The 16,385-nt window shown below is 40.7% G+C and carries 14 protein-coding genes; 12 read left to right on the forward strand and 2 right to left on the reverse strand.

Going from position 1 to position 16,385, the window contains the following annotated elements:
• Window positions 1-10: 10 nt before the first annotated feature.
• Together gltX and rd are read right to left on the reverse strand one after the other, a co-directional pair.
• The gene (gene gltX, locus CBS1_RS00415; protein WP_033191206.1) at window positions 11-1,429 is read right to left on the reverse strand and encodes a glutamate--tRNA ligase; all 1,419 of its coding nucleotides are present in this window, start codon (window positions 1,427-1,429) and stop codon (window positions 11-13) included.
• A gap of 126 nt (window positions 1,430-1,555) precedes the next feature.
• Window positions 1,556-1,717, reverse strand: a complete 162-nt coding sequence (gene rd / locus CBS1_RS00420) for a rubredoxin (protein ID WP_033191207.1) — start codon at window positions 1,715-1,717, stop codon at window positions 1,556-1,558.
• A gap of 179 nt (window positions 1,718-1,896) precedes the next feature.
• Between rd and CBS1_RS00425 the strand changes: the two genes are divergently transcribed.
• The 12 genes from CBS1_RS00425 to CBS1_RS00480 all read left to right on the forward strand — a co-directional run bounded on the left by CBS1_RS00425 (window position 1,897) and on the right by CBS1_RS00480 (window position 16,367).
• A complete protein-coding gene (locus CBS1_RS00425; protein ID WP_033191208.1) occupies window positions 1,897-2,535 on the forward strand; it encodes an MBL fold metallo-hydrolase in 639 nt (212 codons plus the stop codon).
• A 5-nt stretch (window positions 2,536-2,540) separates the two neighbouring features.
• Complete coding sequence (locus CBS1_RS00430) at window positions 2,541-3,995, forward strand: glycogen synthase (RefSeq protein WP_033191209.1); 1,455 nt, start codon at window positions 2,541-2,543, stop codon at window positions 3,993-3,995.
• 24 nt (window positions 3,996-4,019) lie between these two features.
• Window positions 4,020-5,045, forward strand: coding sequence for a galactose-1-phosphate uridylyltransferase (gene galT / locus CBS1_RS00435; protein WP_033191210.1), 1,026 nt, complete (start codon window positions 4,020-4,022; stop codon window positions 5,043-5,045).
• A 39-nt stretch (window positions 5,046-5,084) separates the two neighbouring features.
• Window positions 5,085-5,891 (forward strand): Mrp/NBP35 family ATP-binding protein, encoded by an 807-nt coding sequence (locus CBS1_RS00440; protein WP_033191211.1) that lies wholly within the window; start codon window positions 5,085-5,087, stop codon window positions 5,889-5,891.
• A 50-nt stretch (window positions 5,892-5,941) separates the two neighbouring features.
• Window positions 5,942-6,403 carry a YaaR family protein gene (locus CBS1_RS00445; RefSeq protein ID WP_090222310.1) on the forward strand — a complete coding sequence of 154 codons (462 nt, stop codon included), beginning with the start codon at window positions 5,942-5,944 and terminating at the stop codon, window positions 6,401-6,403.
• Between the two features lie 20 nt (window positions 6,404-6,423).
• A complete protein-coding gene (locus CBS1_RS00450; RefSeq protein WP_090222308.1) occupies window positions 6,424-7,170 on the forward strand; it encodes an undecaprenyl-diphosphate phosphatase in 747 nt (248 codons plus the stop codon).
• 207 nt (window positions 7,171-7,377) lie between these two features.
• Window positions 7,378-8,031, forward strand: a complete 654-nt coding sequence (locus CBS1_RS00455) for a hypothetical protein (RefSeq protein ID WP_033191214.1) — start codon at window positions 7,378-7,380, stop codon at window positions 8,029-8,031.
• Between the two features lie 29 nt (window positions 8,032-8,060).
• Window positions 8,061-9,233, forward strand: a complete 1,173-nt coding sequence (locus CBS1_RS00460; RefSeq protein WP_033191215.1) for a vWA domain-containing protein — start codon at window positions 8,061-8,063, stop codon at window positions 9,231-9,233.
• A gap of 34 nt (window positions 9,234-9,267) precedes the next feature.
• Complete coding sequence (locus CBS1_RS00465; protein ID WP_084384022.1) at window positions 9,268-11,700, forward strand: endonuclease MutS2; 2,433 nt, start codon at window positions 9,268-9,270, stop codon at window positions 11,698-11,700.
• A 33-nt stretch (window positions 11,701-11,733) separates the two neighbouring features.
• The gene (locus CBS1_RS00470; protein ID WP_033192451.1) at window positions 11,734-13,845 is read left to right on the forward strand and encodes a cell division protein FtsA; all 2,112 of its coding nucleotides are present in this window, start codon (window positions 11,734-11,736) and stop codon (window positions 13,843-13,845) included.
• A 261-nt stretch (window positions 13,846-14,106) separates the two neighbouring features.
• Window positions 14,107-15,405 carry an ABC transporter substrate-binding protein gene (locus tag CBS1_RS00475; protein WP_033191216.1) on the forward strand — a complete coding sequence of 433 codons (1,299 nt, stop codon included), beginning with the start codon at window positions 14,107-14,109 and terminating at the stop codon, window positions 15,403-15,405.
• Between the two features lie 95 nt (window positions 15,406-15,500).
• Complete coding sequence (locus tag CBS1_RS00480; protein ID WP_033191217.1) at window positions 15,501-16,367, forward strand: carbohydrate ABC transporter permease; 867 nt, start codon at window positions 15,501-15,503, stop codon at window positions 16,365-16,367.
• Window positions 16,368-16,385 lie beyond the last annotated feature (18 nt).

The raw sequence follows: 16,385 nt of genomic DNA on the forward strand, positions 1-16,385 counted from the left end.
TCCAGAAAAATCAAACTTTCAGAAAGTTTTCAATGCGTGCTAAGACTTCTTCTTTTCCAAGTATTTCAAGAATGTCTATCAATTCTGGACCTTCGTGCTTACCTGTTAGAATAAGCCTGAGCGTCATGTAGAAGTCTTTACCTTTCAATTTAGCACCTTTCATCGCCGTCTTGAAGGCAGCGTAAATATTCTCTTTACTCCAGTTTTCCACTTTCTGCAGTTCATCAAGTAAGACCTTATACGTTTCAATTGCTTCGGTAGTCTTCTCAGGTAATGTTGTGGGTCGTTCAAAGAAGAAATCAGTAAGTTCTGGAAGCTGCGAAAGTTCTTCGATTCTGTCCTTTACAGCTGATAAAATCTTTTCCAAATAAGCATCATCCACTTCCCTGTTGATGAAGCTTTTGGCAATCTTTACAAGTTCCTTAGGGTCTTTCATTCTAATGTGTTCGGAGTTCATCCATCTCAGTTTTTCTGGGTTAAAGATTGCCGGATTCTTAACTAGTCGTTCCAAAGAAAAGCTGTTTATAAGTTCTTCCTTGGTGAGTATCTCTTTACCTTCTGGATGCGACCAGCCTAGTAGTGCCAAGAAATTAACCAGAGCTTCTGGTAAGTAACCTCTTGCTTTGAACTCTTCTACAGATGTGGCACCATGGCGTTTACTGAGTTTGCTTCCATCCGGTCCGAGAATCATAGATACATGTCCAAACACGGGGACAGGCCAACCAAGGGCCTCGTAAAGTGCAACTTGTTTAACTGTGTTAGACAGATGGTCATCGCCCCTAAGCACGTGCGTAATTTTCATGAGACCATCATCTATAACGCACGCGTAGTTGTAAGTCGGCATCCCGTTGCTTCTTAGCAGTGCAAAATCCCCAACACTACCCGCTTTAAAAACAACTTCACCTTTTACCACATCGTTTATCACGTAGTCTTTTCTTGGCATAGAGAAATATATCGCAGGCATTAATCCTTTCTCCTCGTATTCTTTCTTCCTTTCCGATGTGTTATATGGCTCGAGCATTTCGCGTGTGTAGTGTGGCGCTTTACCTTCGGCAAGTAGTTTTTCGCGCAGCTGCTCTATTTCCTCAGGATAAGCGTAAACTTCGTAGGCTTTTCCCTGTTTTATTAATTCTTGGGCATAGTGATGGTAAAGCTCTGTTCTCTCACTTTGCCTGTAGGGGCCGTACGGACCACCGATATCAGGACCTTCGTCCCAATCCAAACCAAGCCATCGCAATGCATTGATTAATTGCTCTTCGAAAATCTTCTCAGACCTTTCAACATCAGTGTCTTCGATTCTTAGAATAAACTTTCCACCTGCCTTACGCGCAAAAAGGTAGTTGAACAAAGCGGTTCTTGCACCACCAACGTGAAGATATCCCGTTGGACTTGGCGCAAATCTCACTCTTACCTGGCCGTCACCTGCCATTTTTATCCCTCCGAATCAAGTTTTAGTTTAATCTATACATAAATCGGGGGGCATGCCCCCCGAATTCTGAACTTTAAAAATTAGAAAGAATTTGTAGCAATTTGTCCCTTTTTCCCTCAAAAAGTTTTACTCTTCAAGAGGTTCAAACATATCCTTGCTTACTCCACAGACCGGGCATGTCCAATCATCTGGAAGATTCTCAAATGGTGTACCTGGTGCTATTCCAGAATCTGGATCTCCAACCTCTGGATCGTAAATGTAGCCACAAACGGTGCATCTGTACTTCATATTTCCACCTCCATTCAGTTGCTTGGTAGAAGTATTATACCACAAGAAGACCAAGATTTTCAACCAATATTTTGCAAGAGCGTTGTTAATTACCCAGTTAAGTGCTAAAATAAACTATGCCTAAGACCATCGCCAGCAAAACACAGAAACGTGTCACAAATTTCAAGGAGGGAATAGTAATGATTGCAGAGATTATAAATTACGGTGGGAGCATAAGAGTCCCCAAAAGCGTCGAAGTAGCTTACTCAACACCGGTTCTGCTGAAGTACAATGAACGTATAATTCTTATCGATCCGGGTGACTATGTCTCTTTTGGCTTTTTGGAAGAGTATTTTGAGAGCCACAATATCAGTTTAGAAGACGTGACAGACATCTTGTTAACACATCTCCACTTAGACCATGCTTATGCAACGAAACTTTTCACAAATGCGACAATTTACATCCATGCCGCATACAAATCAAAACCGTACAATAAGTTCGGCCTCATCAAGAGTAAGCTCTATCTTGAAATTATAAACTCTTGGAAAAATGTGGTGGAGATCGACGCGGGAGTGAAATTATTTGATGGAAAAATCCACGTATTTCACACCCCTTGGCACGCAAAAGAACACTGTTCATTTACTATCGATACAGAAAATTTGGGAAGAATTCTGTACACCGGAGACATAGTTATGAATCGTGTAGAGTTTTATGATATAATAAGATGGCTGAGGAATGACGATTGTGCTCGATTTATCAATACTATCGGTCGGAAGTGTGATTATATAGTCTTTACGCATGATGAGTACGTAAAAAGCAGCGATTACTTCAGGGGGTGAGAATTATGAGAATTGCTATGGTTTCTTACGAAGTTTATCCATTCGCGAAGGTCGGAGGACTTGCAGATGTTGTTGGAGCTTTGCCTAAATACATAGAAAGGCAAGGTTTGACGGTTGACATCTTCATGCCTTACCATAAGAAGGTTGATGAGAATGCTCCAAAATTCGGGTATACGATTGAGAAAGTTTCCGAAGCTATCCCTGTTCCTCAACTGCTCACAGAAGAAAAATTTGATATCTACAAAACAACACTTCCTGGAAGCAGGAACGTGAACGTTTTCCTAATCTCCAATCGCTATTACTTCAGCGCTAACGAAGTCTACGAAGGACCGGATTTGGCAGAGCAGGCAATATTCTTCTCAGATGCAGTCCTTGAATCTATAAAAAAACTGGACTTTAATTACGATGTAATTCATGTCAACGACTGGCAAACTGCACTAATACCTGTTTATCTCAAATCCGTATACAAGAACGATGAAAAGCTTTCAAAAATAGCTTCTGTTCTAACTATTCACAACCTGGGATACCAAGGCATTTTTGAACCGTCGTACATGAAATTCGCAGGTCTACCTGACTATCTTTTTAGCATCGATGGAATAGAGTTCTACGGTAATATCAATTTCCTAAAAGGTGGTATTCTTTTTGCGGACGTTATAAACACAGTAAGTCCTACGTACGCACGTGAAATTCAGGCAAAGGAATACGGTGAGAAGCTTGATGGTGTGTTGCGTGTAAGGTCTGCAGACTTGTACGGTATCTTGAATGGTATTGACTACGAAGAATACAATCCAGAAACTGACAAGAGGATATACGTAAATTACAACCTGGAAACTGTTGAAAAGAAGAGAGAAAACAAGAGAATGCTTCAACGTGAACTTGGATTGCCAGAGAGAGATGTTCCAATGATTGGTATGATAAATAGGCTCGTTGACCAAAAAGGGCTCGATATAATGGCTGAGGTAATGGATTACGTTTCTTTATTTGATATGCAATTTGTTCTTCTTGGCACTGGTGACGAGAAGTACGAAGAGATGTTCAAAAGCCTTGGAGAAAAGTACCCGGAAAAGTATTCCATAAATCTTAAATTCGACATTGTACTTGCTCAAAGGATTTATGCTGGTGCGGACATGTTCCTAATGCCTTCAAGATACGAACCCTGTGGTCTTGGACAAATGTACAGCCTTAGATACGGAACAATACCGATAGTTAGGTACACGGGAGGATTAGCTGATACGGTAAAAGAGTACGACCCACAGACTAAAGATGGGAACGGATTCGGATTTGAGCCTTACGACCCTGCATATCTATTAAAAGCAATAGCTAAGGCTTTGTATTACTACAACGAAAAAGAACACTGGATTACGTTGATTAGAAATGCCATGACAACGGATTTGAGCTGGGACAAATCAGCAAAGGAATATGTGAAACTTTACCAACGTGCAAAATCAAAAGTTCAGTAATAAAAAACTTGGGGAGGAATCTTTATGCCTGAATACAGAAAAGACCCAGTTGTAAAAAGGTGGGTTATTATTTCTACTGAACGTGCAAAAAGGCCTCACGATTTTCAAGTAACGCCAGAGGAAGTGAAAACGGGTTTTTGTCCTTTTGACTACGGAAATGAACATACAACACCACCAGAGATCATAGCGTTCCGACCTGCAGATACACAACCCAATACACCTGGATGGTGGGTAAGGGTCGTGCCAAATAAGTTCCCAGCTGTAGACCCCGAGCTGCCAGTTGATAGGTATGGGCACGGGATGTACGATGCGATGACGGGCTTTGGTTATCACGAGGTCATTGTTGAAACTCCTGACCACAACGCGACATTCGCATTACTTGACTACAAACAAGCTGAGGAAGTCATATGGGCTTACGTCACAAGGTTCAGAACTATCGCGAAAGATGAAAGGGTCAAATACATTCTCATCTTCAGAAACCACGGAAAAGAAGGTGGTGCATCTCTTGCCCATCCGCACAGCCAGATCATAGCCACACCTGTTGTGCCAAAGACCGTTCAAGAAGAGCTTGACGGAGCAAAGGATTACTACTCCTACAAAGAAAGATGTGTCTTCTGCGATATGATAAACCAAGAAAAAATTGAGGGAAGACGTATAGTTGAAGAGAATGAACACTTCATAGCTTTTGAACCATATGCCGCAAGATTTCCGTTCGAAACTTGGGTACTTCCAAAAAGGCACTCTCACGATTTTGGTTCAATAAACCCGGAAGAAGTTAGAGCATTCGCACAAATAATGAAAAATGTTCTTCATAGGATCTATGTCGTATTAAACAATCCACCTTATAACTTCTTAATCCATACCGCACCAGTTATGGAAGAAGGGAAAGTTTACTACCATTGGCATGTCGAAATCATTCCTCGCCTAACACGTGTTGCTGGTTTTGAATGGGGTTCTGGATTTTACATCAACCCTGTACCACCAGAAGATGCGGCGAAATATTTGGTAGAAAGCTATCAAGAGGTAATTGAAAAAACAAAATCAGAGTGAAAAACATTAAGTGTAAAAGGAGAAAAAGGAGGATAACAAATGGGCACAAATTTCAGTTTGAACCCGGATCAAAAGATTTCAGAGCTTAAAGAGAACGTCAAACACTTTATTGCTGTGTTGAGTGGAAAAGGAGGAGTTGGAAAAACCACTGTTGCTGTGAATCTGGCAACAGCACTTGCAGAAAGTGGTTACAAAGTTGGGATTCTTGATGTTGATATACATGGTCCTGACATAGTCCGCATGCTCGGTGGGAATGCTGTTCCATTGGTTGATGAAGACGATAAGATAATACCCGCAGAAGTGCTACCAAATTTGAAAGCTTTATCCATTTCCATGATGGTTGAGGAGGGTAAACCTATAATTTGGAGAGGCCCGCTTAAACATTCTGCAATTAAACAATTTCTTGGCGATACAAAGTGGGGAGAACTTGATTTCATGATCTTCGATCTACCACCGGGAACTGGTGACGAAGCTCTTAGCCTTTTCCAAACGATAGGTCAAACTGATGGGGTGTTAATGGTAACAACACCACAAAAAGTTGCGCTCGACGATGTCAGAAGAGCGATAGAATTTGTAAGAGCAATGAATCAGAAAGTATTAGGAATCGTCGAAAATATGTCGTACATGAGATGTAAAGATGAAATCGTCTATCCATTCGGAAAAGGCGGTGCTGATACGTTGTCCCAAGAATATGGAGTGCCTGTGCTTGGGAGGATTCCAATGGACCCCAAGGCACTCGAACTACTTGACGAAGGAAAACCAATAACACTTTACTACAGAGGAAGTGAAGTGGAAAAGGCATTTAGAGAACTCGCCGAAAATGTAGCGAAAGCTGTCGAAAAATAGTGAAAGAGAACTCCAAAATCAAATTTTAAGACATAAAGGTGGTATAAATAATGCGCATAGAACCACCGTCGAACGATCCAAAATTTAAGAGTTCCTCTGTAAAAGGTAAGAAAACAAGTAAGAAAGAACACATAGGCTCGAGTGAGAAGAGCTCATTTTTAGGTGTTTTTGAAGAAGCAGAAAATGAGGCAATTAGAAAGACCATAGAAGAAATGATAAGTGATGTTGTAGAAGCAGGAAATGATTTCGTGAGGTCTCCAACATCAGAGAATCTTAAAAGGTACAAAGAAAAAATCAAAAACGTTTTGAAGTATGTCGAGAAGAACTTATACAAATTAGCTGGTAAGTACGATTACGCACTTTCTCAGCCAAGGCTACACATAATAGTGGAACAAATCGACGAAAGATTAGAACAACTTACGAACTTACTAATCGAGGCTGAAAAGAACACACTTAAGCTTGCGGAAAAAGTAGGAGAGATCAACGGCATCATCTTTGATTTGTACAAGTAGAATTGAAAGGAGAGAATTTAATGAAAGAGTTCTTGCTCGGGATCGTTCAAGGATTGACGGAATTTCTTCCGGTGTCGAGTTCAGGGCACCTGAGTTTATTCTCGAAGTTTTTCGGACTATCGCAGAATCTTTCCTTATTTGCTTTTCTTCACTTGGCAACTTTCTTGGTAGTTCTGATACTCTTGTGGGAAGATGTGTGGAGTATTATAACCGGCTTAATCAAGCTCGACACGACAATGTGGAGTCTTGCACTTAAAATCATCGTTGCATCCATACCAGCAGACCTTGTAGGTGTGTTTTTTGAAAAGAAAATCGAGGAAGTGTTATCTTCTCAAGCTTTAATTGGTGTATTTTTTCTAGTCACAGCGGCAGCATTATGGTTGTCTGACTCGCTAGCTGGAAAAAAGTCACTGAGCGATATTTCTTACCTTGACGCATTGATAGTAGGAGTTTTCCAAGCGATTGCCATATTACCTGGGATATCTCGAAGTGGTTTTACATTGATAGGTGCACTTTTGGTCGGAATGAACCGAACTGATGCCTTTAGATTTTCTTTCTTATTAAGCTTACCAGTCACACTTGCAGCAGGAATTTTCGAACTCAAAGATATTGCTTTCTCGGCAGGTGTATTGGCTGGGTTCGGAGGCTCATTTGTTGCAGGTCTGGTTGCTTTAATCGTTGTTAGACAACTAACCATATCAGCGCACCTAAAGTTCTTTTCTATGTACCTTATTATACCCGCACTGCTCAGCTTTTTTGTCAGGTGAGAATTGATTACTCTTAATCAAGTCCTACCAATTCTGAAGAAACGTAATCCCAGGGAGTAAAAAAAACCTGGGATTTTTCTTTTTGAAAATTGGGAATAAGATTGTGGTGGTTGTCGAATTCTTTGTGTGTATGAACTTTCAGTCTGTGGTATAATCATCTTTGTGGAGTTGCAAATTTAAAACAATTAGAACTGGGAGGGAACTTTTGTGTCTTTGAGATTTGTTCTTCTCAGATCGAAATTGGTTGTCTTTCTCATCACAGCGATTAGTATCTTAAGTTTCAGTGCAAGCTTTTACTTCAGTACGAGAGATGGGATGGGGATATCCGGTTCTTTCGATTCCATTAATTATTTGCTTGGTTTTCCCTATAGTGAGGTCGGTTTCAAACTACCTTTGGATGAGACCAACACCATCTTCCTCTCAGCATTCGGAGGGTACGATTTTATTAGGTCGACGTATTTTATGCGGCTGAGTCCAGATTTCAACGTTGAAAAAATAAGTGTCTCTATACCTTTGGAACTGTCAACCAGAATTGTGCAAACAGATGAAGCAACTGAAACTGGTAGGTTCAATATCGGTATTGCAACGTCCATACGTTTCGAGAATATTGACTTTGCTATATCGGCGTATTATTCTGCCTTTTATCTTTTCTACGACCCAGCGTTCAGTGTGAACATCCCAACAGTCTATACCGACGATATCTTCCGCTCCGCTTTGAACATCAAGGTCTCTTACATCCAACCGTCTTTCTCGATTTCTTTTGGTTACTTCGCTTCACTTTGCTGGCTTTCTTACAGGGCTTCGTTTATAACAGGTGAGAACTCAGCTTACGTTGAAGCAAAATTGAAAATCCGATTTTGAAACAATTAGATGTTTTGGGGGCTTTTGAATTGACAAGTGGAGAAGGAAAAATTAACGAGATTATCGGCAAACTTATAAAACAAAACGCGTTTTATGGATACATTCTGATGGGGGCTAAATACAAAGAAGGTAACGTAAAAAACTTAACAATGACCGTTACAAGAAACGGGGACCTGTTGTTTATCTACAATCCAGTTAGCATAGCAACAAAAAGCGAAGTGATGATTGAAGGACTGATCTTGCACGAGCTAATGCACTTTATTAATAGGCATTACTTAATTAAACCCAAGGATAAGCGCGACAAGGCTGTATGGGACCTTGCAAAAGACGTTGCAATTAATCAATTCATACCACAACTCGATGCACTCAGCGTCCCGTTAAACGTTCTAATTGAGGAAGGTCATGGAACAGATAACGATATCATATTTGCAGGTCCGCCTATGACTATGCTCAATAGAACGGCTGAGGAATATCATGATTACATAATTGAAGAATTCATGAAACGTGGAAATTTTGATATCGAGGCAATCGCTGACAAACTGCCAGATAACCATGAATTTACAAGTGATGTACCGATTGAAATGGTTGTTGAATTGATGGAACAAAAGGTTGGAAAAGCGTTCAACCTTTTTGGCGGGGAATTGCCATCCGGAATGAAACAAAACATCGAGCTGTCAATAAGAAAACCAGTAGTTAATTGGGAAGTAGCGATTAGAAGGTTTGTCGGGCTTTCACAAAGAGGGGATAAGTATTCCACACCGTTAAGACCCAACAGGCGATATGACGACCAGCCTGGTTGGAGGTACATATATACCCCTAAGCTTTGCGTTATCATAGACACAAGTGGGAGCATCCTTGAGGAGGAAATTAATTCCTTTATGAGCGAATTAGATGCTATAGCAAGACAAGAAGTTTCTTTAAAGGTTATACAAGTCGATAAGTCCGTAACGTTCGTTGGTGACTACAAACCTGGCGGATGGAAGGACTTTGAGATTTACGGTGGAGGCGAAACAGACCTCCAGCCAGCTGTAGATATGGCTGAGAATCTATTTAGAAGCGAAGGCATAATAATATTCACAGATGGATACGTTGATTTGCCGAAAGTCAGTAGGAGGGTCCTTTTCGTTTTGAGCAAAAAGCACAATCCCGATTTTTATATCGACGCAAAACGAATATACGGAAGCGTGTATATAATCGATTAAACAAAATCTGAGAGAATCATCAGGAGGAAGCAAAATGGAAGAATTTGGCAGGAACTTTGATAAAGCTTTGGACGATAAAAGTCTCAACGAAAAGGAGCATGAAAAGATAGAATACTTCGGATTCTTAAAGAATAAGATAGAATACGACCTTGTTTTGAACAAATACAAAACCTATTGCTTTTCTGCGCTTGGTAAAGAATACCTGGAATCATTATCTCCGTACAACATCGATGCTCAGCAGGAGTTGTCATATGTTTCAGAGCTCTGTGATTTTGTAAGGGCAAACGGTTATCCTACATCTGATGCTTTCATCGACGTTAGACCCATCTTGCAAAAAATCGCAGATGGTCTTTTGGTAGAAGGAGAAGAATTCCTATTACTACTAAGATTTCTCATTGGTGTTAAATCCTTGAGGGAAATGTTCAAAAACCAAAGATTATTTAACCTGCAAAACTCCGTGGTAAACTTCGTCCTAAAAATAGGTAACTACGATGAGATTATAGATAGGATAAGACAAGTCATAGACGATAATGGGAAGGTAAAAGACAGCGCCTCTTTACTTTTAAAAAACATCAGGAACGAATACTCTGAAACATTGCGAGAAATACGAAAACGTGTTGAAAGGTTCATCTCGCAGCATCAAAACCTGCTTCAGGAGAATACTTACACTATCAAAAACGACAGGTACGTACTGCCAGTAAAGGCTAACGAACGTGGGAAACTGAAAGGAATTGTTCACGGAAGCTCTTCTTCTGGTTCCACTTTGTATTTTGAACCCGAAGAGTTAATACAGCTCAACGACAAGCTGAGGATACTGTCCGAAGAGGAGGCAAAAGAAGTCGCAAGAATTCTCAGAGAACTGACATCAAAAGTGTTTGACAGGCTTCAGTCGCTTCTTGGTGATATCGAGATTCTAAAAAGGCTAGACGGGTTATTTGCAAAGGTGCGATACGTCATTGAGAAAGGTGGACAGATAATCTTTCCTGGTGGAAATTACCTAAAACTCTCAAAGGCAAGACATCCGCTTATACCGGAAGATAAAGTAGTGCCAATCGACATTGAACTTCCAACAGACAAACTCGGTATAGTGATAACAGGTCCAAATACAGGTGGAAAGACTGTATCACTCAAAACTATAGCGTTATCAATAGTTCTAGCGCGCAGTGGCTTCCCCATTCTGGCGGGTGAAAGCTCTCGAATTCCAAATTACGATGTCTACGTTGACATAGGTGACAGTCAAAGTATCTTGGAAAATTTGAGTACGTTTTCTGGCCATATCGTAAATATCGCAAAGGCATTGAGATTAGCTGATGAGAATTCTATAGTCCTCATTGACGAACTCGGTTCTGGAACGGATCCATACGAAGGGAGTGCCATAGCACTTGGTATAATCGAAGAACTTATTGCAAGACGTGTTAAGTTCATCGTTACTACACATTTAACTCCAGTTAAACTATATTCGATGAGTCACGACAAACTTATCACAGCTTCGATGGAATTCGACCCAGAAACGCTATCACCAAAATACAGAATCCTTATGAACATTCCCGGTGCGTCACATGCATTTGAGATTGCACAAAAGTATGGTTTGGACAGCAGAATCTTGGAAAGGGCAAAAGAGCATCTCGATGAGGAACACGTAAGGATAGAGGAATTGATAAAAAATTTGAACAAACATATAAGCGAACTCGAGCAGAGAAAACGAGAACTCGAAAACACTTTGCGCGACTATCAAAAGCAAAAACGCGAATTTGAGGAGAAATACAAGCTCTTGAAGATAAAGAAGATGGAGGAGTTTGACAAAGAACTCCGAGAAGTTTACAAAGACATTCAGAAGGCAAAAAGAGACTTACAAATCACACTACAAAGCAAGAACACCGAAAGTGAACAACTCATCAAAAAAAGGTTGAAAGAGATTGAAGGAGAAGTAAAGCATATCGAAGAGGTCCAAGAAAAGCTTGAAAAAGTCTTCTATGAAACTGCTCTTTCAGAAGAAGAAAAGAGCATTGGAATAGGCGATTCCGTAACACTTGTTGATGGCACTGCTATCGGAAAGGTGGTAGATATCAAAGGTTCAAAAGTGATTGTGGACTTTAATGGAATAAAGCTGGAAGTGAAACCCGAAAAGCTCAAAAAGATCACGCTACCGAATGTTTTAAATTCTGAAAGTACGAAGCACCAGACACAGGTACCAAAGATCCCGGCAAAAGTTTACTCTTCTGGCCTAACGAAGAATGAAATAGACGTTCGAGGTATGACAGTAGAAGAGGCTGTTGAAAAGATTGATGAATTCATAGATCAGCTCCTCATGTCCGACTTTACAATAGGTTACATAATCCATGGAAAAGGTACAGGAAAGCTTGCAACCGGAATATGGAACCATCTACGGCATGACAGACGCATTAAGAACTACCGATTTGGCAGACCAGATGAAGGCGGAGTAGGTGTAACCGTTATCGAATTATGAGTGCTAAGCAAAGAAGTAAACGGGGGTGAAATCTTGATCTTTGCGTTAGATATCGGGACAAGAAAAATTGCAGGATTACTTGTTGACATGGACGAAAATGGAAAAATGATAGTACATGATGTGATACTGAGAGAACATGAGCATAGAGCCATGCTCGATGGTCAAATCCACGATGTTGAAAAGGTTGCAAGGGCTGTAAGCATTGTAAAAAGTGAATTGGAAAATAGAAACAATGTGAAACTTGACAAAGTAGCGGTCGCACTTGCTGGCAGATTTTTGAAAACGTACTTTGGGGAAGCATCCGCAGATGTCAGTGAAGTTGGTGAAATCACTTCGGATGTTGTAACGAAATTGGAACTTGAGGCTGTTGCAAACACGATGGAGAATGTCGAACCCAGCATGTACTGTGTTGGTTACTCAGTAGTTAAATACGAACTCGACGGCATGTGGTTTAAAAAGATAGAAGGGTTAAAAGGTAATCAAGCGAGTGTAAAAGTAGTCGCTACATTTTTGCCTAGTCATGTAGTCGAAGCGATGCTCTCAGTATTGAAGAAGGTCAGTTTGACAATTACTCATCTCACACTCGAACCCATTGCTGCAGTGAACATAACCGTGCCTGAAGATTTGAGGATACTGAACATCGCACTTGTCGATGTCGGAGCAGGAACGAGCGATATCGCTATATCAAAAGACGGAACAATTATAGCTTATGGAATGGTTCCGTTAGCCGGTGACGAAATCACAGAGGCCATAACTAAGACGTTTTTGCTCGACTTCTCAACAGCTGAGTTTGTGAAGCGCAATCTCGAATCAAGCGAGATATTGAAGGTTAAGAACATCCTCGACAAAGAGAAGGAGATAAGACGGGCAGACGTGCTGAAAGCAATTGAACCAATTGTAGATTACATGACCAAACAGATTGCAGATGAAATAGTTGAGCTCAACGGGGGAAAGCCACAAGTGGTAATGATAGTTGGTGGTGGTGCGAAGATACCGATATTTGCACATCATTTAGCCAAACACCTCGAAATGGATGAAGAATTTGTCTCGCTGAAGATGGCGAAGAACTTGGATTTCATCGACGAAACAGGTCAAATTTTTGGGAGTGAATTCATAACACCTCTGGGAATTGGATACACAGCATTGACAAAAACTGGTAGCGTCTTTGAACATGTAACTGTAAATGGCGAAAGGGTTCAGCTTATAGGATTCAAAGGTACATATACCGTTTGGGAAGTTTTGGCACAAATGGGTAAAGACATCCATGCCCTGCTTGGAAAACCAGGGAAGTCTGTTGTGATTGAAATAAACGGTACTCCGGTAGTTGTAAAAGGTAAAATGCCAACACCTGCCAGCGTTAAAATCAACGGAATCCCCGCTTCATTGCGTGATACTGTGAAACACGGTGATGTCATAGAAGTTGGGGAGGCTACCGATGGCGAAGATGCAAAGCCAAGTTTGTACGACATGGTGAAACCTATATACCTTCGTTCGATTGAAACAGAGCAAGTCATTGAATACTATCCAAGAGTAAAATTGAACGGCAAGGAAGTTTTCCAAAACGTTGAACTTCAAGATGGCGATAGCATAACTTATGAAAAGATAAAAGTCCGAGAAATAAGGGAGTTCTTAGCGCAAGATTTAATAAAGATTGAGTACTCCATAAACGGTGTGTACAAAGAAGCAGAAGCTGGAGAAGTAAAAATTTTTAAGGATGACATGGAACTGAGAGACGAAAACACTGTTGAACCGGGAGAAGAACTTCGGTACGCACTTGTACTGAACTATCCGAGGATACGAGACCTTCCAGAAATGGAAAAAATAAGCATTGTTATAAAAGTAAACGGACAACCAACGGTTTTAACAAAAGATGGGTTTTTAGTCTGGGTCAACGATCAGCTTGTCACACCAGATTATGAGATCAAAGACGGGGACAAGATAAGAACGCAAATCCCCGAAGAACAGAACTTTATCGTTGCAGACGTCTTAAAACTGTTCGATTTCGATCCAAGAAAAGTCAGAAGATATACGTTACTCAAGAATGGTGAAAAAGTTGGTTTTACAGACGTACTAAACAGCGGAGACGAAATAACGTTCGAATATGAGACAATTGAAACTGCAGAGAGGGAAAATGAAAGTTCTTAACGTAAGCGAAAAACCGCTGAACTTTTTCAAAAACTGTTGCCTTACAACGCGAGCTTTCAATTGTACGGAGGATCTAAAGAAAGCTCGCGTTTTTTTATTATAGGTTTTAACTTAAACAAGAGTATAATTCCAGTATCAATGGTTAATATATGCTTAACACACCACGAGTAAATTTAAAGCAACAACTATGACTCTAACTTAGGTTCTGTGTTTAACTTACCTTGGGCTCTTTTTTCCTCATCCAAAAAGGGAGGTGGCAGTATGAAGCGGTTTTTGGTGGTTTTGCTGGCTCTTTTAGTTGTTTTTGGTTTTTCGGAAGTAAAGATCCAGTTCTGGCATGCAATGGGCGGATGGAGAATCGAGCTCATTCAAGGAATGGTTAACGACTTCATGAAAGCAAATCCAGATATCAAGGTGGAAGTCCAATACGTTGGTAGTTATGAGGAAATCCTTGCCAAAACTATCGCTGCTTTGCAAGCAGGGACTCCACCACACGTTGTCCAGCTTAACGAAATTAGTACGAAAAAGATGATCGATAGTGGCGTTATAGTCCCCGTTGAAGACATGATAAAGAAAGACCGTACGTTTGACAAAAACAAGCTTGTTCCGCAAGTGCTGAAATACTACAGTATCGGTGGAAAACTGTACTCAATGCCCTGGAATAGTTCTACACCTCTGCTTTTCTACAACAAAACCATGTTCAAGCAAGCAGGACTTGACCCCAACAAGCCTCCAAAAACCTTTAGCGAAGTTATTGCATATTCCAGAAAACTGCTAAAGAAAGATGAAAAAGGAAATATAGTGAGGACAGGGATAACCTGGCCACTTTATGCTTGGTTCTTCGAGCAGTGGATGGCAGAACAGAATAAGCTTTTGGTTGATAACAACAACGGTAGGACTGGCGAACCAACGAAAGTTTTGTTCAACAACGAAGCTGGTTTGAAAATCTTGGAGTTTTGGAACACGCTAACAAAAGAAGGGCTCATGATAAACACGAAGAAAGGGGATTGGACTGCCGCAAGACAGCTTTTCATATCGCAAACTGTTGGTATGATTATCACTTCGACATCCGATGTTGCACTACTCACTTCAGAAGCACAAAAGCAAGGATTTGAAATAGGAGCTGCGTACATACCAATTCCCGATGGAGTTCAAAGGGCGGGCGTTATCATCGGTGGAGGTAGCCTCTGGTTAATCAAACAGAAAAACCCTGCCGAAGTTGAAGCTGCTTGGAAATTGATAAAGTACCTTGTGGATGTTGATCCTCAAATAGCCTGGCACAAGGGAACGGGGTACTTCCCAGTAAGGTTAGATGCTATTGAAAAACTTGAAAAGGAAGGATACTACAAACAGAATCCTCTGCATTATATAGCAATTAAACAACTACTTGACACGATACCATCGTACGCAACAATGGGAGCAGTTACCGGTGTGTTTCCTGAAATAAGAAATGCCATAGAAAATGCCGTAGAAAAGATGCTCAATGGGCAACTCACTCCAAAGCAAGCGCTTGAGGAAGCAGAAAAAGAAGCAAACAAAGCTATTAAACAGTACTTCTAGGGAAAGGCTTTTCTGTAGGCTGGCGTTCAGCCAGCCTATTTTTTACACTTTTAGGTGCAGTTAGATCTGTTCCAATAATAAGGGGTGGAACCGCTATGCGAAAAATACTGCCATATTTGTTCATACTTCCAACACTTTTTATAGTATCTGTTTTCATATACTTGCCAGCACTAAATTCTTTTTATCTAAGTTTTTTCAAAGTTTCTGTGTTTGGGAACAGGAAAAAATTCGTATGGTTTCAAAATTACATCGAGTTGTTCTCAGACGATAGATTTCTAAAATCGTTTTCGTTTACTATCACATTTACAATCGTAACTGTTGTTGTTTCCATTTTTTTAGCCTTCTTTATAGCCCTTCTACTAAACCAAAAAGTACCTGGTGTGCGAGTTTTTCGAACGTTGATATTCGCGCCGTACGCTGTTTCCACAGCGGTTGCTGGTGCGCTTTGGAGTTTTCTCCTGAACCCTGTAGTTGGGCATGTCAATTATCTCATGACTCGCTTATTCGGAATTCAAACCAACTGGCTCATAACTGCACCATACGCAGCTTATGCGGTTATAACCGCCGCAATTTGGAAGACGTTACCGTTCAACATAATATTTTACATTGCCGGTTTACAGAGCATTCCCGATGAACTTGTCGAGGCCACCAAATTGGACGGAGCCAATGCGTGGACAAGGACATGGAAGTTAATCTTTCCGCTCTTGTCTCCAATTACTTACTATTTGGTAATTATGAGCATCATAAGTGCTATGTTCCAGTCGTTTGCGATTATCGATGTCATGACAAGAGGCGGACCGGGTGATTTTACAACTAATATGATTTACAAAATATACATGGACGGGTTCAGATTCTCAAGGACCAGCATAGCATCTGCAGAAAGTGTAATACTTTTCCTAATAATGGTAGTTGTGACGGTTATATATTTCCGACTAGGAAGAAAATCGGTCCACTATCAATAAAAAATGGGCGGTGAGAAC

Source organism: Fervidobacterium changbaicum, from assembly GCF_004117075.1.
GTDB classification, from domain to species: Bacteria; Thermotogota; Thermotogae; order Thermotogales; family Fervidobacteriaceae; genus Fervidobacterium; species Fervidobacterium islandicum.

What these genes read in the sequence shown, in the direction of transcription:
- gltX (WP_033191206.1), bottom strand. Translation starts at nt 1,429, where the DNA reads ATGGCAGGTGACGGCCAGGTAAGAGTGAGATTTGCGCCAAGTCCAACG.
- rd (WP_033191207.1), bottom strand. Translation starts at nt 1,717, where the DNA reads ATGAAGTACAGATGCACCGTTTGTGGCTACATTTACGATCCAGAGGTT.
- CBS1_RS00425 (WP_033191208.1), top strand. Translation starts at nt 1,897, where the DNA reads ATGATTGCAGAGATTATAAATTACGGTGGGAGCATAAGAGTCCCCAAA.
- CBS1_RS00430 (WP_033191209.1), top strand. Translation starts at nt 2,541, where the DNA reads ATGAGAATTGCTATGGTTTCTTACGAAGTTTATCCATTCGCGAAGGTC.
- galT (WP_033191210.1), top strand. Translation starts at nt 4,020, where the DNA reads ATGCCTGAATACAGAAAAGACCCAGTTGTAAAAAGGTGGGTTATTATT.
- CBS1_RS00440 (WP_033191211.1), top strand. Translation starts at nt 5,085, where the DNA reads ATGGGCACAAATTTCAGTTTGAACCCGGATCAAAAGATTTCAGAGCTT.
- CBS1_RS00445 (WP_090222310.1), top strand. Translation starts at nt 5,942, where the DNA reads ATGCGCATAGAACCACCGTCGAACGATCCAAAATTTAAGAGTTCCTCT.
- CBS1_RS00450 (WP_090222308.1), top strand. Translation starts at nt 6,424, where the DNA reads ATGAAAGAGTTCTTGCTCGGGATCGTTCAAGGATTGACGGAATTTCTT.
- CBS1_RS00465 (WP_084384022.1), top strand. Translation starts at nt 9,268, where the DNA reads ATGGAAGAATTTGGCAGGAACTTTGATAAAGCTTTGGACGATAAAAGT.
- CBS1_RS00475 (WP_033191216.1), top strand. Translation starts at nt 14,107, where the DNA reads ATGAAGCGGTTTTTGGTGGTTTTGCTGGCTCTTTTAGTTGTTTTTGGT.
- CBS1_RS00480 (WP_033191217.1), top strand. Translation starts at nt 15,501, where the DNA reads ATGCGAAAAATACTGCCATATTTGTTCATACTTCCAACACTTTTTATA.